Genomic DNA, 19,030 nt, shown 5'->3' with positions numbered 1-19,030 from the left:
CTAATTCAGAATTCCGCATTCAGAATTTTAAAACCCCTTCCACCACCATCACCGCTTGCCCGCCGACTTTCACTTCCTGTATCGCATCGTCGTCCGACTCGACCTGGATGAGTATGCGCGACGGGCGTTCGATTTCGTAGCCCTGCTCGGCGGTAATCTCCGTCGTCGGACCCACTTCCACCACGCCGTGATGGACCAAATACGCCCCCAAGGCCCCGCTGGCGCTGCCGGTGGCGGGATCCTCGAACACCCCGATGGGCGGCGCGAACATGCGGGTGTGCACGGTCGCCAACTCGTCGACGGTCACCGTCGTAAACACCATCATCCCGTTCGCGCCATAGCGATCACAGAGCCGGCTGACGGCCGACACGTCCGGCACGATGGACCGCACCGCCGTCAGCGTGCGCACCGGCACGATCAGGACGGGCAAGCCGGTCGAGACGACTTGGATCGGCCATTTGGTCTCGGTAATCACATTTTTCGACAAGCCCAGGGCCTTCGCGACGTCGAACACATCCTTGACGCCCTCCACCTGGCCCAGAAACTGCGGCTTCGGTTGCGACATGACCACCCGCAGAATCTCGCCGTCCCGCACGTGGAGCTCGACAGGAAACAGGCCGAGATTGCACTCGTACAGGACGCGCGTCACCGGCTCCCGAACAGCCAGCCTCTGGAGCTTGCCCAGAATGTAAAATGCCCCGAGAACCGGGTGCCCGGCAAAGGGAATCTCCTGCGTCGGAGTGAAGATGCGGATCTTCGCGACGGCAGCCTGATCGGTAGGAGGTAAGACAAAGACGCTTTCGGAGAGATTCATCTCGCGAGCGATCTGTTGCAGCTCGCGATCGGTCAAGCCTTGGACGTCCGGGATAACGGCGACCGGATTCCCGCCGAACGGTTGGTCGGTGAACACATCGGCCTGGTAGAACTTGAGGGTACGGGGCTCGTCATCCATCGCCGAGGCTACTGTAGGTCAGCGCCGAACCCCTTGTCAAACCGATCAGGGGCGGCCCCCGGCTCGGGCGCGCGGCGCCGGCCTTGACTTGCCGTGGAACGCGACGCTATGTTGGCGCCCATGGCGCGGGAGATGGAAATCAACGTCCGTCCGATTTTCTCGACTCCCCTCCTCGTGTTCACCGTTCCGGACCATGAGCGGATCAACGCAGAGCTGCGCCGGGCCATCCTCGATCGGGAAGCCTCCACGCCCGCCTACTCGGATTACGAAGTCGTCGGCTGGTCGTCTCCGCACGATCTGTCCATGCTGGATTGGGCCGGCGAGCCTTTGAAGCGGTTGTTCGAGCCCGTCATCGAGGTGGCGACGCAGGTGACCGAGTTCTCCGAGCGGGCGCCGGGGACGTCTGGACGACGTCCAGGCTGGCAGGTGGTCGAAGTCTGGTCCAACGTGCAGCGCAAGGGAGGCAGCAACGCCGCCCATCCGCACCCTGGCAGCTTCTGGTCCGGCGTGTATTACGTGGATGTGGGAGACATTTCATCCGAAGGCAAATGCGGCGGCGAGTTGCAGCTCTTCGATCCGCGGGGCTGCTTGCCCAGGATGCTCGCTCCCTACCTCCGCTACGCCATGCCCGAGCTGCATGACGCTGGGCGGAATATCTCCTTCTCCCCCTCGGCCGGCCAGTGTGTGATGTTTCCCGGTTGGCTCTTCCACGCCGTGGCCACGTACACAGGCACGGCACCGCGCATCAGCGTCGCCTTCAACCTCGATCCGGTCCTCTCTAAAAAATAGCTGTCCTTCCCCTACTTCCCCCATCCCCTCCTTACAAAAGAGGCGTGGAGAAGCGGCCGTTGTTCATGCGGCATATGTCTGTTAAGCGGAGATGGGCAGGGCTTCGTAGGACTGCGTGAGGGGGTTGCGGACGTAGTCCTCGATGTAGTTGCGCAGGTGGCCGTTGCGGTAGAGCCGTTTGTTGGCGAACTTCGTATCGATCCGGTGCAGCACCCTGACCTTCACACCGGTCTTCTTGATGAACTGATCCAGCGAGACCCCGGCAATGTCCGTGTACGGCCCGCGCCCCGACTGCATCATACACTTGGGGATATGGATCATCTTTTGCCCCTTCAGACGCCGGGCGATGTCGTCGAAGGTCAAGAGGACTGTGCAGTCCGAGTCTCCGCCCAAGGTCGCGTTGGGCACCATGAGGAACCGCGCCCGATTTTTCCGGTACATGGTGAGGATCTTGTGGACGCTCTTCGCCATCACCACCGTGTCGTTCCTTTCCAATTCCAGCGAATCAAACAGGCTGACGATCCGCCGTCGGTTCAAAAACGCCGTGATCGAGGCTTCCGTATGGATGGTCTGCATATTCGGCAATCCCGCGTCATAGACGCGCTCGGCCTCGCGCGGAAGATATTTCCTCCCCTGCCGCATAAGCGCGGCCGTCTCTTCCTTGAGCCCCCGCACCGGGGTCAGGCAGCCCATCCAGAGCACGCACTTCCGGTTGACGGCGGAAATCGCGACCGCATCCTTGGACATCGTGTAGTCGTCGAAGGCGTAGAAATTGGCCGAGGAGACGGCCGGACCGTCCAAGACCTTCATCAGGTGCTTCACCGCCGGAGCGTGGGGCATGAGCCGTTCCCGATAATCGCTGAGCGTGATCACCGACAACTCAAAATTGATGCGTCCCGGGTACTGCTCGGCCAGTTGGTGGATCTTAGGCACATGCACGAACCCGACAGTGAAGAAGGTGACATTCTTGTCGGTGTACTTCAGAAAGTCTTCCAGCCATTCCATCGCCTTGGGATGCAGAAACAAATCGGTCCATTCCATGTATTCATTTCCCCCCAGGCACCAGAACTGCTGGGGATCGGTCGGCTTCTTGTTGATGTAATCGAGAATGTACTCCCAGTCTTCCTGGGTCGTCTTCGGCGGGTCGGCGGTTTCCCGATACGTGTGGTCGATCTCATAGCAGAATTCGCACTTGACGGGACAACTCTTGCCCAGGCTCAGAGGGATTTTGCCCCCGTCCATTTCACGCCTGAGAACCTCCCGGTAGTCTTTGCCTTTGAGGACCGGTGTTGCTTGCAAGATAGGAAGCGGAGCGCTGAGGGGCATGATTGACAGGCTCTTCGACTCTTTGCCAGACTCGCTGAGAGATGTGGACCGGCGGTTGATCTAAGCCTTCACACTATGGAGCAATCAGACCTCGATCACGCGCTGAAACTATTCGGCCTCTCGTTACCCATCACACGTGAACTGCTTGATCGGAAACGCCGGGAACTGCTGCATACGTGGCATCCCCACCGGTATGCCAACCTGACCAACAACCCCCGCAAGTACATGCAGATGTACAAGAAAGCTGAAGCGATGACGAAAGAGGTCGAGGCCGCCTACACGCTCCTTTCGGCATGGCTGGTTGGACAAGAACCGCCGGACCAACCGCATCCCTCGTGAAGCATTCTCCATGTCATGTGTCTCGTATCTCGCGAACGAAATACGCTTCACCGGAGACCCGTTGCTCAAGGAATGCAACGGGTCCCCGCTTCAGCGCAGTTAGGAGATCGCATGGCTGACCACCCGGGTCATCGACGGCTCGCCGTCCTTCCCCTCGCCCTCGCCCAACGCGACCGGCCACGTCACCAGCCCGGAAACGCCGTCCGCAACGCCTTCCTTCCGCTGCGCGTAGATCTGCGGCAGCCGGTTGGTGCCGTACTTGGAAATGTAGAGAAAGACGTGCTCACGGGCGTTTACCCGCACGGCCCAGGGCTGGAAATCGTTCTGATAGAACTCCTCGCAAAGCTGCATCGCATCGAGGCAGGAGATGCCGCCTGGCTCGTTCAAGGTGTAGTAGTAATCCAGCGGCAGGTCGTATTCCTCCTGCTTGTGAATAGTGATCCCGAACTTCTCGGGATTCCGGACCATCGGCGTATGGCGATAGGCGACAAAATAGAAGAGTTCGACCGAGTGAATGTACGGCTGATTGTCGAGAATGAACTGCCTGGTCTCCAGCGCCTCCTCGCGAGTCTCGCCCGGAAACCCATAGAAGGCCATCACGTGGTTCCAGATGCCGGCCTTGGCCGCCTCTTTCAGGTTGTGTTCGATGACGCTCTTTTTGACGTGTTTGTCCATCAGATTCAGCACCCGCTCGTTGGCCGATTCCATTCCGTAGTAAAGGGTGCAGCATCCGGACCGCGCGGCCAACTTCCAGATCTCCGGATCCTGGAGCGTTTCCTCGAAGCGGATCAGCGTCGTCCACTTGATGCCGACGTTCTGCTCGACGAGCAGTTGCGTGACCTTCTTGAAGAGCGCCGGCGGATAGGATTCGTCGGAGAACAGGAAATGCTCGCAGCGATACTTGTCTTTCAATGCTTTGACCTGCTCCACAACCAGGTGCGCCGGCATCCCCCGATACTGGTCGAAATAGCCCTGCCCGTGGTCGCAGAACGTGCACCGCCCCCAATAGCATCCTCTGGTCGCGAGATAGGGCAGGATGCGGGCCGGAACAAAATAGCTGTCAAGCGGCAAGCCGTCGAAGTCCGGCAGCGGCAGCGCCGTCGTCTTCTCCGTATAGATCTCGTTGCTCGTATGAATCCCTTGCGCGTCGCGATACATGAGGTTCGGCACCGAGGCCAGGTCCCGTTCCCCGCTCAGCGCTTCGAGCAGCCACAACAAGGCATGTTCGCCCTCGTAGAGAATGGCCGAATCGAACACCTCGGTGAAAAACCGCTCGTGCTTCGGCAACTCTTCCTGCAATCTCGTGATGACGTTGCCGCCGACTACTATGTGAGCCTGCGGGAACGCTTCCTTGATCATTTTGCAGAAGGTCAGGCCGGCCAGCAGTTGCATCTGCGTCCCGATCGAGACCCCGACCACGTCGGGCGACTCCCTGCCGACGACGGGCAGTACCAGTTGCCGGCAAACATCCCGATAGACATTCACCTGGTCGTCGTCCAAGCAGGCGAAGACCTCTTTGGACACGCCGGGCCGGTACCCTAAATTGCTCTCCATCGGGTAGAACACCAGCGACGCCGGATAGTAGGCGGCGGAAATGTACTGCATCACCTCGCGGAACGTGTTCAGCGCCCACTCCAGCTTGTCGGCGTCGTAAAATTCCTCTCCGTGGACGATGCGCTTCGCCCGCTCGGCCCGTTCCGCCAGCTCGAACACATCTATCGAGGCTTTGGCCTCCAGGCAGGCCTTCTGATCCGCCTCCTGTTCGGTCAGCCATCCCGCCTGTTCCTTGTCTTCCAACTCCTTCAACTGCATGCCCATCCGGGCTTTGACCCAGATGAGGAACATGTCGCTGAAAAAGTGGTTGTACATCTCGATGTTCACGTCTTTTTGGATCACGTCGTGTCCGTGTTCCCGAAGGACGGCGGCGAGGCAGGGCAAGGCCAGGTACGGGGCGGTCGGCACCCACTCCGGCGGGAACAGGAGCATGGCCTTGAGCTTGCGCCCGTTCCCTCGCTTGGAACTCGCTCCCTCGATGTGGATCAGGTGGCTCATCGCTCTAAGACGACGCCGTCCCGGCGGGAATTCGATCCCGATTGAACTGGAGGTCTTGAAGTTTGCTCAGCCCGAACCGAGCGATATAGAGGAAGATGTATTCCCGGATGAAGATGCGCAGGTCCCACCCCGGATAATGGCTGCGCTCGAACTCTTCGAACACCCGTTCCGCCTCCTCGACGCTGAGCCCTTCGCGCACGGTGTAGTAATAGTCCAGGGCCAGGTCCCAGTCGGGATTCTTGTAGGGAATGACGCCCCATTTCTCCGGATGCTTCGCGACAGGGGTGTGTTTGCTCAGGTCGAAGGTTCCGAAGCCGAGTGAATGGACATGCTCCTTATTGTCCTCGAGGAACCGAACGGACTCCCAGGCCTCCTCCCGCGTCTCCCCGGGAAATCCGAAGAACCCCATCACATGGTTCCAGATCCCCACCCCGGCGGAGAGTTCGAGATGCCGCTTGATCACCTCCGTCGTCGTGGCCTTGTCCATCAGCTTGAGCACCCGCTCGCTTCCCGACTCATAGCCGAAATGGAGATACCGGCACCCGGAATCCCGCGCGTCCTGCCACACCGCCTCATCAAGCAGGCTTTTTTCGAACCGCATGTGCGTGGTCCAGATGATGTCCATCTTGGTTTCGACCAGTCGGCGGGCCAGCTTTCGGAACAACGCCGGAGGATAAGATTCGTCGGTGAAGTGGAAATGCCGGGTGTTGTACTTGGTCTTGATGAACCGGATGTCCTCGATGATCTGTTCGATCTTCTTCGTCCGGTAGCCGGCGGTGTACCCTTCGCCGTGATCGCAGAACTCGCAGCGACCCCAGTAGCAGCCGCGCGTCGCGAGGTATGGCAGGATGCGGTCCGGCACGAAATACTTTTCCAACGGGAGACCGTCGAAATCGGGAGGGGGCAGCGAGCCCATGTCTTCCGCATAGCTGAGTTCCGAGGTATGCACGCCGGCGGCATCGCGATAGATGAGGTTCGGGATGCCGGCGAGATCGCGCTTGGCTCCCACGGCTTCCACCAGTTGGAGAAAAGCCGTCTCTCCTTCATACACCACCGCACTGTCGAAGTAGGAGAACAGCGGCGAGGCGGGCAGGACATCGCGCAGCCGTGTCACCGTATTGCCGCCGATCGTGACGTGAATCTGGGGAAAGTGCTGCTTGATGAGCGCGCAGAAGGTCATGGAGGAGAAGAGCTGCTGCTGCAGGACGATGGAAATGCCGACGACATCCGGACGTTCGGCTTCGATGACCGGCTTGACGAGGTGCTCGAACACATCCCGGTACACATTAACCTGCGTGTCCTGCACCGCATCCATCACCTCGGACGACATGAAGACTTTATAGGAGAGATCGGTCTCCATCGGCGGCATGCAGATCCGCGCCGGGGCATAGACCAGGGAGATCGCCGCGGTGACTTCTTGGAACGCGTTGATGGCCCACTCCAGTTTCTCGATGTCATAAAACTCCTGGCTGCGCACGATCCGCTTCGCCCGTTCCGCCTTTTCGATCAGCTCGGTGATTCGCTGGCGGGTCAGATCGCACAACGCGAGCTGGAGGTCCATTTCCCACGCTTCCAACTCACGTTTCTTCGCCAGCTTCCTCAGCCGATCGAGCTGTTGCGGCACCTTTCGCAGGACGCGTTTGAGGAAATCCTCGCTGAAGTACCAGTCGTACATCTCGAGGTTCACGTCTTTTTGGATCACGGTGTGCCCGGCGGCGCGAAGGACGGCGGTCAGGGTGGGTAGGCTTAAATACGGCTCGGAAGGGTACCAGTCGGGGGGAAAGATCAGCAGGACCTTCATCTTCCGCCCGCTGGTGGCTTCGGACCTCTGGCGATGGAGCAGAATCAGCTCCGCGCTCGCCCGTTGGCCTTTGGAATATTCGATTCTCATAACCGGCCCGTCCTCCTCAGCGCACGGCGAAGAAATCGAAATTCATCAGGAGTTCCAGGATTTACAGAAAACAAGGCAATTCTATGCGCCGACGATCTGCCGGGTCAAGGTGTAACAAGGGTAAAAGGGATAAGTGGGCAGAGGGGTACAGAGGGATAAGAGGAGGCAGGTCCGCCCCACCCATCAGACCTGCCCAGTTTCCATCCCGCTCACGATTTCCCGATAATACGTTTCGACCAATTCGGGGCGTTGAGATTCGACGATCACGATCTGCCGCTGGTCGAAGGTGTTGGCGCAGTAGAGATAGGAATAGCTCTCGGCGGTGCCTAATTCGACGTGGAGTTGACGGCCATCCGGTTCTTGGCGCGTGACCTCCTTGAAGAGATGCTTGTGTTGAAGCTGTTCCCAGACCAATTGCGCGGAAGGCCAATGGTTTTCATAGAGCGGCGCATGCGGATCGGCTGACCCGGGTTTCCGCTTGGTTCGATCGAACGGAAGGCCCTCGTCGGGCTCCGGCGATTCATCCCAGTCAAGGCCGCGCGGCATCCCCTTCCCCAAGACATAGAACGGTCCGTCGTCGGCGATCTCTTCGACGAGAAAGTAGCGGATCAACTCCGGTGGCTCGATCAGGCCAAGACCGCGCGCCGCCAGCGCGCGCTGGAACGGAATCCGCCGCGCCAGCGTCCTCGTCTTCTCGAACACGATCATGCGCCCATTCGGAACCAATGCGGCGGTGAGCCGGTCCAGCCTCCTTCCCACACCGGTCCGCTGCTCGAATTCGGACTGGAGCCGAGGATCGCGCGGGCGCTCGAACGTGCGCCAGCTTTGACTGGGAAGGCCGGGGTCCTGCTCCGCCTGCACCAACGCATGGGTCGCGATAATCAAATCGAACGTACCAGCCGGTGGGCTCTGCTCCACGTCCGCGCATTCGAACCGGACATTGTCCAGGCTGAGCGCGGCGGCCTGTCGGCGCGCAAGCTCGATGGAGGCCGGTGACCGATCGATCCCCAGAAAAGCACGGTCGGGGAACTGCCGTGCATAAAACGTGGTCAGGATGCCGATCCCGCATCCGAAATCCAGCACGGACCGAGCGTCGCCGATCCGCGAAGCGACCCGCGGTCCGACCTCGACATAGTAGTCGTACCGCTGACTGTAGAGCACAGGGACAACGTGCGGGCGAGCCGAAAGGTCATAGAACGCTTTTTCCTCCTCGGCGCCGGCGCCGGGTGCCCGTTTCCGCTCAACGCGCTCGTTGAAAAGGGCCAGATCGGCCGGGCTCAGGCGCTCGCGTTGCCATTGAAAATAGGTCGCGTCGGAATCGAAGCGTCGAAGTCCCCACCAGGCAAGATGAACGAGGAGCGCGTCGTGGAGTTGGGTAAGCAACGCTCAGAAACGTTTGAGCATGATCGCGTCTTCGTAGGTGACGGGCACCGGATGAGGGTGGCGGAGTTGTCCGCCCCCGAAGACGACATATTTCTGGCAGGTCAACTCATTCAAGCCGATAGGGCCGCGCGCGTGCAGGCGTGAGGTGCTGGTTCCGACTTCGCCGCCCAAACTGAAGTGATCGCCTGCGTGCAGCCGCGTGGACGCGTTGACGAGCACGGCGCTCGAATCGACTTCCCGCACGAAGCGCATGGCGTTGTCGTAGTTCTTGGTGACGATCGTATCCGTATGCCCCGGACCGTAGCGCGCAATGTGCTCCAGCGCCTCGTCCATGTCCTTGACCATCTTCACCGCGATGGTTTTGGAGAGGAACTGCTTCCCCCAGTCGTCGTCCGCCGCGGGCTTGACCGATTTGTGCCCGCTGATATCCATGGTACCCATCAATGAGTAGGTCTTGGGGCAGCCCAAGACGTCTATTTTGAATTCATCGAGCAGGCGGCGAATCAGCGCGGGCAGCAGGGACCGTCCCGTGATCTGGTGGACCAGTAAGGTATCGACCGAGTTGGACGCGGAGGGCTGCTGGAGCTTCGAATTGATGACGATGTTCTGCGCCATCGGCAGGTCCACGTCTTCGTCGATGTAGATGTGGCAGACCCCGCCGTCATGGCAAAGAATCGGGAGACGGGATTGTTCCGTGACCGCCTTCCGCAAGCCGGCGCCGCCGCGCGGGATGATCGCGTCCAGCATCTTCGTCGCCTTCATCAGTTCGAGCGCCGCCTCTTTTTCCGGTCGCTCGACAAAGGACAGCGCGCCGGCCGGCACCCCGGCTTCCTCCGCCGCTTCGCGCAGAGCGGACACGATCACCTGGTGCGTCCGCCACCATTCCGGCGCCGCGCGAAACACGCAGACGTTGCCGGACTTGAGACACAGCGCCATCGTCTCGGTCGTCACGGCCGGTCCAAATTCGGAAATCACGCCGATCACGCCGATCGGGACCCGCACCCGACTCACCTGCATCCCGTTCGGCTGCTCCCAGCGTTTCGTCACTTCGCCGATCGGATCGGCTAGGTCCGCGATTCGTCGCAGACGGTCGGCCATTTCCTTGACCGCGTCAGGTGTGAGGCGGACCCGTTCGACCGCTTCTTTCACACGTTCCCGGTTCGTCTCTCCCTCCAGCGTCTTGCCGACGTTCTCCACATCCTGCAGGTTCGCCTCGAGAATGGCCTCCTCGTCCGCCGCCAGCCGATCCGCCATGCCCAACAATGCCCGGTTCTTCACAGCGGTCGGCAGCACAGCCAATGGGCGCTGCGCCTCGCGGGCCTTCTTCAACACGTTCGTCATGTAAATCTTAACGGGAACTTCAACCATAGTAAGACCGTGATGCGTGAAGCGTGATGCGTGACACGTTAACTTAACGGATTGGGAACCGATCGCTCGCCACTTGCCGCCCGTCACGCTCAGTCGGGAGATGGACTATAGCATGGGGTTTTTCGGGGAGTCAAAAAGGGGATGGGACAGGATGGCCGGCTCTACCCTGCTCAGGTGCCGGAATACCCCCATTGCTGGCTGCGTGCAATGGGTCAAACGACCGCGCTGGGCCTCTCATCTGCTCGGCAAGCGCGGGTCCGAGTACCCGTTGCCGGGGTGCCCATTGTCTTTCCATTGCAAGAAGTCGCATTGCAACGGGTTCACGAATAGGGTGCATCTTCGCATCTCAAACCCGCTCCTTCGCGCAAGTCGCGATGCAGAGCCGACTATCCCGTGCAGGAGATTATAATTCGCACTCGCACCGCTCGGCTGAGCTTGCCACAGGCCCCGCCCACACCCGCCAGGCGATGACCCGAGGGACCCCGCTGTGAGGGTACCCGTTGCTCTTTAGCTGCGACGGGTCAGAGGCGCCCTGGTCGACGCCACCAACATGTTGTCAGGTTAAGGATTGGAAAAGAGAAGAGCCTGGACGTTGCGACAGCAACGCGCCGGGCGCCCCCTCTCTTGACTTGTTTACTTGCCGGTTGACGATTCCGGCGAAGCCGCGGTCGTCCCGGACGCGCCCGCGGGTTGCTGCTGCCCCTGCGCGGCAGGCGCTGAAGCCGCGTCTCCGGACGTCGCAGAAGTTGTTGCGGTCGTGGATGCAGCCGGTTCAGTCTTCTGCGCGTCTTTCTGCGCCTCAGCCTGCGGGGCAGCCGCTTTCTCCTGCACCTTGGGAGGCTCCGAGGTCGATGACTGCGAGCAGCCGGCCAGCGTCAGCGTCAGCAACGTACACAGGACCAGACGCTTCATCGGTTCTCCTCCTTGTTAACCGTTCCATGCCCGAGCCCGTCTCACAAAATCGGGCGAGTTTTGGCGTGACGACGAAAATATTAACCAAATCCGCCGGCTCGTTTTCAAGAGTGCGAGCGGATGGGAAGTCTTATTGGAAAGCTATGGAGGATAGCTCCCTCGCAAGCTCAGATCCGAGTCGCGACGTTATTCCGCCAAGAGAAACTTTATTACAAAGCCCGCCGCTTCTCTACGCGTTCAACCCAGCCCGTTTTCGATAGTCCCATGGCCCTTCGGAGCACCCTGCAAGATGAAAATCGCGGCTGGACGAGAGGCGAGAGGCTCGGGGCGAGGGGGGGGGAACAGTCTCCGACCTCTAGCCCCGGGCCTCTAGCCTCGCGCCCATTCAGTCTTCACGAGCCGTCGGTTCATTCGCCTGCCGCCAGTCTAGTCCTGCAAGATGAACATCTTCCCGCCCTGATTGTCTGCCTGAGAGTGCACTGGGTTTTGAATGGCCAAACTGGCTTTGCTTTTCAAGTTGTTAGCAAGACTTCCCAAATCAAATCATGAGCTTTTCGGATCCGGCGCCGTCAGATTGTCATTAGCTCACGCCCTCCCCGCACCTGGCGGAGTCGCCAGGTGTATCCCATCCAAGCTGGTGCTAGAAGGATGCTAGTACACCGAAAGCGCCATTCCAAAATGGACGCATTTTCAGACTTTAAGCTCTACGCCGACCAACTGGCCGGCATCGCTCGGTGGGCCTATCGAAACGGGTGGGCGCCGGGGACGAGCACGAACTATAGCGTCCGGCTTCCCGAGCGCGCCGCGCCCGCCTTCTGTGCCATTACAAGCTCCGGCGTGGACAAGGAGACGATCGAGCCCCAGCAGATCCTCGCCGTGGATCAGCACGGCCGGCCGGTGAACGGGTTCAACCTCATGCCTTCCGCGGAAACCTTGCTGCATCTGATGCTGTACCGGATCGCCGGGGCCGGGGCCGTGTTCCATACCCATTCGATCGCCGCCGCGTTGTTGTCCCGCTTGGCCGGTCCGGGGGAATGCCTGCGGCTGTCAGGCTGGGAACTGTTGAAAGGCCTGGACGGGGTGGAGACCCATGACTGCGAAGTCGCGCTGCCGGTTTATCCGAACTCACAAGACATGCACGCGCTGGTCGCTCATATCGAGCCGCATCTCAGACGGGAAAACTCGTGCTACGGGTTTCTCCTGGCCGGGCACGGCCTGTATGTCTGGGGCAGGAATGTGGCGGAGGCCAAGCGCCACTTGGAGGTGTTCGAATTTTTGTTGCAATGCGAACGGGAGGTGAGAAGCCATGGCCACGCTTCGAGTTCCTGACAGGAACGTGTACCTGACGGACGAGCACGAGATCCGGCGTTTCCTCGACGAGCGCGGCATCTTTTACGAACGCTGGTCGACGGACGTCGGCTTGCCGGCCGACGCCACGGACGATCAAGTCCTGGCCGCCTATGACCTCTGGCTCGAGCCGTTCATGGAGAAAGGCGGATATCGCGCCGCCGATGTCGTGCGCGTGACGCCGGCTACGCCGAATTTGGACGCGATCCGCGACAAATTCCTCCGCGAGCACACCCATTCCGAAGACGAAGTGCGCTTCTTCGTGGAAGGGTCCGGGTTGTTCTGGTTTCACGCGGAACGACCGGAGGAAGACGTGTTCGCCGTACTCTGCCGGGAAGGGGACCTGCTCTCCGTGCCGGCCAACACCAAACACTGGTTCGACCTCGGCGCGCGGCCGATGGTCCGCGCGATTCGAGTGTTCACCGACCAGGCCGGCTGGGTGCCTCACTACACACATTCCGGAATCGAGCAACGCTATCGGTGGCCCCTATGACCATTCGCTGCGTCCTCACGGACATCGAAGGCACCATCATCCCCGTGGCCTTCGTGCGTGAGGTGCTGTTCCCTTACTCGCGACGGCGGCTGGCTGCCTTCTTACGGGAGCACCGCGAGGACCCTACGGTCCTCACCTGGGCCGCTCTGTGCCAAGACACCCTGGAACGGGAGGTGGGATTGCGCCCGGCGTACGAGGATCTTCACGAGTTCCTCACCCGTTGGATCGACGGAGACCGCAAGCACATGGGGCTGAAGGCCCTGCAGGGCATGATCTGGGAGGAGGGGTATCAAACCGGCGCGTTCACACCCGAACTCTACAAGGATGTCGCTCCGATGTTCATTCGGTGGCGGAACAACGGCATTCGTCTGGCCACCTTTTCTTCCGGCTCTGAACAGGCCCAACGCCTGCTCCTCGCGCATACGACCAACGGCGACCTCACGCCCCTGTTTTCCCAGTTCTTTGACACCCGCGTGGGCGCCAAAACCGACGCCGCCTCCTACGAGCAGATTGCCGGCAGGCTCACGCTGCTTCCCGACGCCATTCTCTTTGTCTCCGATGCCGAACCGGAGCTGGACGCTGCGGCGGCGGCCGGCTTGAAGACGACCCAAATCGTTCGCCCGGGCGCCCGCCAAGGCGCCCGCCATCCTGTCAGCCTCGACTTCCGCGGCCTCAGTTTCTGCGAACTCTCTCAGCCGGCGTCCTGTCCGTCAGCTCTCCCGCCGATCACTCGGCCATGAGATACTCAACCTGCTCGATCCGTACCACCGGCATGATAAGACCTCGGCCTTCCTCTTCATGGGCGAAGTCATAGATGATCGACTCTTCGGGAATGAGGCGGCCGGTCATCGCCACCTCGATTTCGACCTTCTCGCCGTTCGCGACCTTTCTCCGCAACGGTTCCCGCCGGTTTGCTGGAGGAATCGCCACCAGATTCGACGGCAATCCGTCGGCCTTGAACCGGACCCATCCCCATCGGGTCGGATGCACTTTCGGCCCGATCGCGACCCGGAAGCCCCCGCTCTCGGGCTCATAGCCGGACAGCTCGCCCGGCCAGACGAAGGTCACCCGCTGTCGAAGCGCCGGATTCCCCTCCCGCCGCCGATCGCGTTCCCGATTCAACTCGAACAACCGCTCGTCGTGCCCGGGGTCATGGTGGCCGAGCCCGTACACGGCCTTCCAGTCCGGCGGCGCCCTGTCCAATTCGTCCAGGAATCGCTCAATGGCGTCGGCGCGGATCAGCGGCCGCGTGTCCCGTGGAAGCGCGGTCTCGATTCCGGCACGTTCCAGCACCAGCAGAGGACGCTCCCCGGTCGGCTCTTCAGCCAGCGCCACGGAGCATGTGGCGAACAGCCCCAGGCCTCCGGCGAGCGCGAGCAGCCGCATGGGAGAAATCGTCAGGATGAAGGGCGGGCTTCAGCGAGTCGCTTGTTGAAGAGGTCGCGAAGGTCACACACCGCCGGATGATCGTCGGGCAACACCCCCGCTTCGATCAAGACGGCCAGGCGAGGGGAAGGGTCGATACGCAACAGCGAACCTCGATCGAGTTCAGCGGTTTCAAGCACCTTGCGGTATGTCCCGAGCCACGCATCGGTGACGGCGCGCAGTCCGGCATCGGTCGGCTTCATCCGTCCGAGCTTCACCTGTTGCAGGAGCTTGATGATGGGATCGGATTGCGACAGAGTGCCGATGGCCTGCTCGATGGTCATGAAACCTCGTTCATCGTGATTCGTTAACCGTGAACCGAGAAGAATGCGTGTTTGGCATTCCTCTTGTGATCAACGGTTACCGTTTAACGGTTAACGATGAACGTCCCTGCCTAGTTCATCGAACAGGCGCCGGGGCCTCGCGGGTCGCCGCAGGTCCCGCAAGGCGCCGGCCCGCTCGACGCGGCCCAATCGGCCGTCGCACCGACGCCGAAGGGCGAGAATTGTTTTTGGAGTTTCGTGGCCTTGCAGGACGGGCATGCGGGAACGGTCGAGCCCTGAACCAACAGTTCAAATCGATGGTTGCATTCCTGACACACATATTCGAAGATGGGCATAGTCTTCACTCCTGTGAATGCCGCCTATTATAAGGAACCGGCTCGACGATCCGCAATTGCCGGCCGACAGAAGGACACCGCTTATGTTTCAGGAAGAAAAGACGTTTACGTTCCGTTTCAACCTCGAGGCCCTGTTCCCGGAAGATTATGAAGGCGACGAAGACGATTATGCGTGGCTGCGGGACTGGGAGGTCCGGGTCAAACCCGAGTTGCTGAAGACGATTTTCGAATCGCTTCGGCGTTATCCGTCCTGGACCGTGCGCGTCCGGAACCGGGGAAAGTCTCCCAGCGACGAAATCGAGGTGGCGATGGTGAAGGACTTCAGCAAGCCGCCCGCGTGGTAGCCCATGGCGCGAGAGGTCGGCCTCTACATCCACGTTCCGTTTTGCCGGTCCCGTTGCCATTTTTGCGCCTTCTATCTGCAGATGTATCGCGAGGATCGGGCGGCCGCGTACGTCACCTCGCTGCTGCGCGAGATCGGCCTCTATGCGGGGCAGAATCCGTTCGGCGGCCGCCCACTGATCTCCGTCTACTTCGGCGGCGGAACGCCGACGACGCTGCGCTCCTCCCAACTGCTCGACATCCTCTCCCGCATCCGCGACGCCTTTCCCCTGCGACCCGACGCGGAAATCACTCTCGAAGCGCACCCTGAGACCGTCACCGGGGACGCCCTTGCTCTGCTTCGCCGGGCAGGCTTCAACCGGATCAGCTTCGGCATTGAGTCCATGGAGGAACATGAACTGATTCGGGTCGGCCGCCCGATGACTCTCGGCACGGCGAGGCGCGCGGTGGCAGACGCCCGCCAGGCGGGATTTGCCAATATTAACCTTGACCTTATCCATGGTTTGCCGGGCCAGACCCTGGAAACTTGGCTCGCCACGCTCCGCGATGCCCTGTCGCTCCTGCCGACTCACGTCTCCTGTTATGCGCTGACGATCGAAGAAGGCACCAGACTGAACGTGGATCGCCACCGGGGCGAAGCGGTCGAGCCGGATGAAGAGTTGCAGAACCGGATGGAAGATGCCGCACAGGTCGTCTTAGAGGACGCCGGCTACGTCCGCTACGAGCTCTCCAACTATGCGCGCCCGGGCTTCGCGTGCCGCCATAATCTGCTTTACTGGACCGACGGGGAGTACCTCGGCCTCGGCCCGAGCGCGCAGTCGTATCTGAACGGGTGCCGATTCGGCAACGTCGAGGATCTGGGCGCCTATCATCGCCTGATCGAGGCGGGACGGGCGCCGGTCGAGGCGGTCGAGCGTCTCAGCCCACGCCAATGCGTACGGGAGGCGATCGTATTCGGGTTGCGTCTGATCGAAGGGATCGATCAGGGCCTGCTGAAGCGGGACGCGGACCGACAGCACTTGGCCCGGGCGGTCGAGCGTCTGATCGGAGAGGCCTTGCTCGAATCGCGGGCGGGAAAGGTCCGACTCTCTGAGCGGGGGCGGCGGGTGGCCGATTCGATCGCCGTCGAGCTGTTGTAACAAAGCCGCTATCTGGCCAGCAGATAGTGAAGCGCGGTATCGGCCAGGATCGCGGCCCAGGCCCCGCCGTTGAGCCACAGCAGAGAACGATCGCCGCGTTTCCAGAGATGATAGAGCGCCACCGCAATGAGGATTTGCGTGAGCAGGGAAAACGGTCGATGGACATTGGCCGACATGCCCCCGCGTTCGCTGGCGATGGCGGACACGGCGGCCAGCAGATAGCAGGTCAACGCGCCCGCCTGCAGCCAGACGGCTCCGGCCCCGCTTGACCGCCGTACTGCGGCGACTAAGGCCCAGGTCAGACAGACGATGACGATCAGGAGCAAGAGCGGGAACAACGGCCACAGCACTTTAGCGCTCAATTCCATACGTCTCCTTCAGCGACCGATTTGCATCTGTGTCCCCTCTGCGCAAACGGGCACGACTGTAGCAACCCGGCCGGGGTCAGTCAATGCAAGACACGACGAGCCGGCCCTGCTTGACAAAGCTCGAAGGCGGAAGGTAGGAACAGAGCTGACACGCCTACGTTTCACGGGAGGGATGGAGTATGCCGGTTAACATGGACCCCAAAAATCGCCGGCCGAGGGTCCAACCTGTACCCGAGGAACCCAAGGCTGCCGCGCCGGCTCCACTCGCCGCGAAAACCGACAAGAACGCGTTCGGGGAGGAGACCGAAGAAGATCGGCAGAAAGCCCTGGCCGACGCGGAGTGGAAAAATCTCTGGGACGCGACCGAAGTCATCGACATGGACAAATGGTGACCTCGGCAATGTGGAATGGGGAATGATGAAGGAGAAATGCGGGATCTCATTCTCCGGAACTGACATTTCACATTTCTAATTCCTCATTCCTCATTTCCCTATTACGCCGGCAGGAAATAGAACGCGATCGCCAGGATCAGGTAGACTCCGACCAGCATCACGCCCTCCATCCAGTGCGATTCTCCGTCCATGGCCACGAAGCCGACGATCAGGACCGAGATCGTCACCGCCGCCACCTCGAACGGCGTGAAAATCAGATCGAGCGGCGCCCCGAACAGGTAACTGGCAAACACCAGCACGGGTGCGACCAGTAAAGCGATTTGGAGACTGGAGCCGACCGCGATCCCCAAGGCCAGATCCATCTTGTCCTTCAGGGCGACCAGGACCGCCGTCGAGTGTTCCGCCGCGTTGCCGACCAACGCGACCAAGATCACACCCACGAAAATCTGGGTCATGCCCAGGCGCGCGGCGGCGGGATCGATGGACCCGACGAGCAATTCGCTCAGCACGGCGATCAGGACGGTCACGACGGTCAACACGCCGACCGATCGGCGCACGCTCCAGGGTCGCTCGGCCGGATCATGGGTCTCGGAGCCTTGTCCGGCGAACAAATGGCGATGTGTTTTGAGCGAGAACAGCAGACTCAACACGTAGATGGCGAACAGCACGACGGCGATGTCAAGGCTGAGCTCCCGCTCGACAGCCCGCCCTCGTTCCGAGGCCGTCAAATGGAACAAGGCCGGCACTACCAGCCCGACCGCGGCGAGCAACAGGAGACTGGCTCCCATCCCGGCGGCCGTCCGGTTGAACTTCTGCCGTTCATGGCGCATGCCGCCGGCAACCATCGCCAGCCCCAGAACCAGCAGGATGTTGCCGAGGATCGAGCCGGTGAGCGAGGCTTTGACGACGTCGTGCAGCCCCTCCCGCAGCGCAGCCAGGGCGATGATCAACTCGGCCGCGTTGCCCAACGACGCGTTTAACAGACCGCCCACTCCCGCACCGACGTGGCCGGCCAGGTGCTCGGTGGCTTTGCCCATGAGGCCGGCGAGGGGCACGATCGCGAGCGCGGAGGACACAAAGACGAGGACGGGATCGGCATGGAGCATTTCCAGCGCGATGGAGAGGGGCACGAAGATCAGGAGCAGGTCGAGCCAGGAGCCGAGCGGAAGACGCATCGCGCCCACCCTAGCACGGCCCTTCTCATTTGTCGATGAACGCCGCGGATGAAACGCAGGCGCTGTATTATCCGTTCCATCTGTGCCACGCGCGGACGTTGGAACGGCTGCTCGAACGCTATCGGTCCGTTCATTTCCGGGACTACATGGCGCTGCAACTCACGCCGTTGAGCGGCACGACGGCCTACAACGACCGGATGGGGGCGATGTTCCCCGAGCTGGTGGAAAGCGGACGGATCGTCCAGGGATATTCCGTCAGCGGTCCGCTGGACCGTGAAACCGCCGACGCGGTGGATCGAGACTTGGCCGATACGATTTGGCGTTCATTCTTTCACGTCGCTCTCGCAACCGACCGGCGGTTTCAATCCGGCCTCTTCGATCTCTCGCACGAAATGCGCATCGGCGACAGGACGGTTCCCGGTCCGGCTGCGTTGCTGCGTCTGGTCGATGAGACATGGAAGAGCGAACGCTACACCGTCGACGACCTGCGGTCACTCGGCGGGCGACCGCTTTCGCTCGACGACGGATACCGGTATGAGTACGGGATCGCCCTGCTCAAGACCTCGGCGTCCCTGATCTATACCGTCCGGCTGGCGGGCCAACATGGGCTCGTTGCCGTGACGGACTCCGAACCCCATTACCGGCTGCTGGCGAGAACCTGCGAGCGAGAGGGATGGACGCTGCGGAATGACTGGCTCCCCCGCCGGGGTTATTAGCG

The 19,030-nt window shown here is 61.2% G+C and carries 21 protein-coding genes; 9 read left to right on the top strand and 12 right to left on the bottom strand.

Going from position 1 to position 19,030, the window contains the following annotated elements; genetic code table 11:
- Positions 1 to 19: 19 nt before the first annotated feature.
- Positions 20 to 952 carry a PhzF family phenazine biosynthesis protein gene (locus AB1555_04250; GenBank protein MEW6245904.1) on the bottom strand — a complete coding sequence of 311 codons (933 nt, stop codon included), beginning with the start codon at positions 950 to 952 and terminating at the stop codon, positions 20 to 22.
- Positions 953 to 1,060: 108 nt separating this feature from the next.
- Here AB1555_04250 and AB1555_04245 point away from each other — a divergent pair, with 108 nt between their 5' ends.
- A complete protein-coding gene (locus AB1555_04245; protein ID MEW6245903.1) occupies positions 1,061 to 1,741 on the top strand; it encodes a TIGR02466 family protein in 681 nt (226 codons plus the stop codon).
- An 81-nt stretch (positions 1,742 to 1,822) separates the two neighbouring features.
- Here the strand turns inward: AB1555_04245 and AB1555_04240 are convergent, their stop codons facing one another.
- On the bottom strand, positions 1,823 to 3,067 hold the full coding sequence (locus AB1555_04240) for a hypothetical protein (GenBank protein ID MEW6245902.1): 1,245 nt from the start codon (positions 3,065 to 3,067) through the stop codon (positions 1,823 to 1,825).
- Between the two features lie 75 nt (positions 3,068 to 3,142).
- Here AB1555_04240 and AB1555_04235 point away from each other — a divergent pair, with 75 nt between their 5' ends.
- Positions 3,143 to 3,406 carry a hypothetical protein gene (locus AB1555_04235; protein ID MEW6245901.1) on the top strand — a complete coding sequence of 88 codons (264 nt, stop codon included), beginning with the start codon at positions 3,143 to 3,145 and terminating at the stop codon, positions 3,404 to 3,406.
- A gap of 99 nt (positions 3,407 to 3,505) precedes the next feature.
- Here AB1555_04235 and AB1555_04230 read toward each other — a convergent pair whose 3' ends face one another.
- The 5 genes from AB1555_04230 to AB1555_04210 all read right to left on the bottom strand — a co-directional run bounded on the left by AB1555_04230 (position 3,506) and on the right by AB1555_04210 (position 11,012).
- Entirely contained in the window at positions 3,506 to 5,458 is a 1,953-nt protein-coding gene (locus AB1555_04230) for a radical SAM protein (GenBank protein ID MEW6245900.1), read from the bottom strand.
- Positions 5,459 to 5,462: 4 nt separating this feature from the next.
- Positions 5,463 to 7,349, bottom strand: a complete 1,887-nt coding sequence (locus AB1555_04225; GenBank protein MEW6245899.1) for a radical SAM protein — start codon at positions 7,347 to 7,349, stop codon at positions 5,463 to 5,465.
- A gap of 183 nt (positions 7,350 to 7,532) precedes the next feature.
- Positions 7,533 to 8,732 carry a methyltransferase domain-containing protein gene (locus tag AB1555_04220; protein MEW6245898.1) on the bottom strand — a complete coding sequence of 400 codons (1,200 nt, stop codon included), beginning with the start codon at positions 8,730 to 8,732 and terminating at the stop codon, positions 7,533 to 7,535.
- Between the two features lie 3 nt (positions 8,733 to 8,735).
- Entirely contained in the window at positions 8,736 to 10,100 is a 1,365-nt protein-coding gene (locus AB1555_04215; GenBank protein MEW6245897.1) for a glutamate-5-semialdehyde dehydrogenase, read from the bottom strand.
- Between the two features lie 633 nt (positions 10,101 to 10,733).
- The gene (locus AB1555_04210; protein MEW6245896.1) at positions 10,734 to 11,012 is read right to left on the bottom strand and encodes a hypothetical protein; all 279 of its coding nucleotides are present in this window, start codon (positions 11,010 to 11,012) and stop codon (positions 10,734 to 10,736) included.
- A 678-nt stretch (positions 11,013 to 11,690) separates the two neighbouring features.
- Here AB1555_04210 and mtnB point away from each other — a divergent pair.
- The 3 genes from mtnB to mtnC are packed head-to-tail and all read left to right on the top strand — an operon-like array spanning position 11,691 to position 13,592.
- Positions 11,691 to 12,341, top strand: coding sequence for a methylthioribulose 1-phosphate dehydratase (mtnB, locus tag AB1555_04205; protein ID MEW6245895.1), 651 nt, complete (start codon positions 11,691 to 11,693; stop codon positions 12,339 to 12,341).
- Complete coding sequence (locus AB1555_04200; protein ID MEW6245894.1) at positions 12,319 to 12,852, top strand: cupin; 534 nt, start codon at positions 12,319 to 12,321, stop codon at positions 12,850 to 12,852. The genes mtnB and AB1555_04200 overlap by 23 nt, the downstream gene beginning before the upstream one ends.
- Complete coding sequence (gene mtnC / locus AB1555_04195) at positions 12,849 to 13,592, top strand: acireductone synthase (protein ID MEW6245893.1); 744 nt, start codon at positions 12,849 to 12,851, stop codon at positions 13,590 to 13,592. Before AB1555_04200 ends, mtnC begins: the two co-directional genes overlap by 4 nt.
- Here the strand turns inward: mtnC and AB1555_04190 are convergent.
- The 3 genes from AB1555_04190 to AB1555_04180 form a co-directional block, all read right to left on the bottom strand.
- On the bottom strand, positions 13,579 to 14,238 hold the full coding sequence (locus AB1555_04190; GenBank protein ID MEW6245892.1) for a hypothetical protein: 660 nt from the start codon (positions 14,236 to 14,238) through the stop codon (positions 13,579 to 13,581). The genes mtnC and AB1555_04190 overlap by 14 nt on opposite strands.
- A gap of 11 nt (positions 14,239 to 14,249) precedes the next feature.
- On the bottom strand, positions 14,250 to 14,561 hold the full coding sequence (locus tag AB1555_04185) for a hypothetical protein (protein ID MEW6245891.1): 312 nt from the start codon (positions 14,559 to 14,561) through the stop codon (positions 14,250 to 14,252).
- Between the two features lie 110 nt (positions 14,562 to 14,671).
- A complete protein-coding gene (locus tag AB1555_04180) occupies positions 14,672 to 14,896 on the bottom strand; it encodes a zinc ribbon domain-containing protein (protein MEW6245890.1) in 225 nt (74 codons plus the stop codon).
- Positions 14,897 to 14,979: 83 nt separating this feature from the next.
- Between AB1555_04180 and AB1555_04175 the strand changes: the two genes are divergently transcribed.
- Both AB1555_04175 and hemW read left to right on the top strand, forming a co-directional pair.
- Positions 14,980 to 15,240: a hypothetical protein gene (locus tag AB1555_04175; protein MEW6245889.1), complete on the top strand. Its 261-nt coding sequence runs from the start codon at positions 14,980 to 14,982 to the stop codon at positions 15,238 to 15,240.
- A 3-nt stretch (positions 15,241 to 15,243) separates the two neighbouring features.
- Complete coding sequence (gene hemW / locus AB1555_04170; GenBank protein MEW6245888.1) at positions 15,244 to 16,377, top strand: radical SAM family heme chaperone HemW; 1,134 nt, start codon at positions 15,244 to 15,246, stop codon at positions 16,375 to 16,377.
- Between the two features lie 8 nt (positions 16,378 to 16,385).
- On the opposite strand, the gene AB1555_04165 is transcribed toward hemW, so the two are convergent.
- On the bottom strand, positions 16,386 to 16,745 hold the full coding sequence (locus tag AB1555_04165; GenBank protein ID MEW6245887.1) for a hypothetical protein: 360 nt from the start codon (positions 16,743 to 16,745) through the stop codon (positions 16,386 to 16,388).
- Between the two features lie 191 nt (positions 16,746 to 16,936).
- On the opposite strand from AB1555_04165, the gene AB1555_04160 reads away from it, so the two are divergent.
- Positions 16,937 to 17,137 carry a hypothetical protein gene (locus AB1555_04160; protein MEW6245886.1) on the top strand — a complete coding sequence of 67 codons (201 nt, stop codon included), beginning with the start codon at positions 16,937 to 16,939 and terminating at the stop codon, positions 17,135 to 17,137.
- Positions 17,138 to 17,238: 101 nt separating this feature from the next.
- Here AB1555_04160 and cax read toward each other — a convergent pair whose 3' ends face one another.
- Positions 17,239 to 18,312 (bottom strand): calcium/proton exchanger, encoded by a 1,074-nt coding sequence (gene cax, locus AB1555_04155; protein MEW6245885.1) that lies wholly within the window; start codon positions 18,310 to 18,312, stop codon positions 17,239 to 17,241.
- Between the two features lie 35 nt (positions 18,313 to 18,347).
- Here cax and AB1555_04150 point away from each other — a divergent pair, with 35 nt between their 5' ends.
- Entirely contained in the window at positions 18,348 to 19,028 is a 681-nt protein-coding gene (locus AB1555_04150; GenBank protein MEW6245884.1) for a hypothetical protein, read from the top strand.
- The last annotated feature ends 2 nt before the right edge of the window (positions 19,029 to 19,030 follow it).

This window comes from Nitrospirota bacterium (assembly GCA_040755395.1).
GTDB lineage: Bacteria > Nitrospirota > Nitrospiria > Nitrospirales > Nitrospiraceae > DATLZU01.
The sequence above is the reverse complement of the archived record's forward strand: the minus strand, read 5'-3'. Positions and strand labels throughout refer to the sequence as shown.

Excerpts from the sequence above, each read along its gene's own strand:
- AB1555_04225 (MEW6245899.1), bottom strand. The coding sequence starts at position 7,349 with ATGAGAATCGAATATTCCAAAGGCCAACGGGCGAGCGCGGAGCTGATT.
- AB1555_04200 (MEW6245894.1), top strand. The coding sequence starts at position 12,319 with ATGGCCACGCTTCGAGTTCCTGACAGGAACGTGTACCTGACGGACGAG.
- mtnC (MEW6245893.1), top strand. The coding sequence starts at position 12,849 with ATGACCATTCGCTGCGTCCTCACGGACATCGAAGGCACCATCATCCCC.
- AB1555_04190 (MEW6245892.1), bottom strand. The coding sequence starts at position 14,238 with ATGCGGCTGCTCGCGCTCGCCGGAGGCCTGGGGCTGTTCGCCACATGC.
- AB1555_04230 (MEW6245900.1), bottom strand. The coding sequence starts at position 5,458 with ATGAGCCACCTGATCCACATCGAGGGAGCGAGTTCCAAGCGAGGGAAC.
- AB1555_04180 (MEW6245890.1), bottom strand. The coding sequence starts at position 14,896 with ATGCCCATCTTCGAATATGTGTGTCAGGAATGCAACCATCGATTTGAA.
- AB1555_04175 (MEW6245889.1), top strand. The coding sequence starts at position 14,980 with ATGTTTCAGGAAGAAAAGACGTTTACGTTCCGTTTCAACCTCGAGGCC.
- AB1555_04245 (MEW6245903.1), top strand. The coding sequence starts at position 1,061 with ATGTTGGCGCCCATGGCGCGGGAGATGGAAATCAACGTCCGTCCGATT.
- AB1555_04160 (MEW6245886.1), top strand. The coding sequence starts at position 16,937 with ATGGACCCCAAAAATCGCCGGCCGAGGGTCCAACCTGTACCCGAGGAA.
- mtnB (MEW6245895.1), top strand. The coding sequence starts at position 11,691 with ATGGACGCATTTTCAGACTTTAAGCTCTACGCCGACCAACTGGCCGGC.
- cax (MEW6245885.1), bottom strand. The coding sequence starts at position 18,312 with ATGCGTCTTCCGCTCGGCTCCTGGCTCGACCTGCTCCTGATCTTCGTG.
- hemW (MEW6245888.1), top strand. The coding sequence starts at position 15,244 with ATGGCGCGAGAGGTCGGCCTCTACATCCACGTTCCGTTTTGCCGGTCC.
- AB1555_04150 (MEW6245884.1), top strand. The coding sequence starts at position 18,348 with ATGAACGCCGCGGATGAAACGCAGGCGCTGTATTATCCGTTCCATCTG.
- AB1555_04165 (MEW6245887.1), bottom strand. The coding sequence starts at position 16,745 with ATGGAATTGAGCGCTAAAGTGCTGTGGCCGTTGTTCCCGCTCTTGCTC.
- AB1555_04185 (MEW6245891.1), bottom strand. The coding sequence starts at position 14,561 with ATGACCATCGAGCAGGCCATCGGCACTCTGTCGCAATCCGATCCCATC.
- AB1555_04240 (MEW6245902.1), bottom strand. The coding sequence starts at position 3,067 with ATGCCCCTCAGCGCTCCGCTTCCTATCTTGCAAGCAACACCGGTCCTC.
- AB1555_04235 (MEW6245901.1), top strand. The coding sequence starts at position 3,143 with ATGGAGCAATCAGACCTCGATCACGCGCTGAAACTATTCGGCCTCTCG.
- AB1555_04215 (MEW6245897.1), bottom strand. The coding sequence starts at position 10,100 with ATGGTTGAAGTTCCCGTTAAGATTTACATGACGAACGTGTTGAAGAAG.
- AB1555_04250 (MEW6245904.1), bottom strand. The coding sequence starts at position 952 with ATGGATGACGAGCCCCGTACCCTCAAGTTCTACCAGGCCGATGTGTTC.
- AB1555_04210 (MEW6245896.1), bottom strand. The coding sequence starts at position 11,012 with ATGAAGCGTCTGGTCCTGTGTACGTTGCTGACGCTGACGCTGGCCGGC.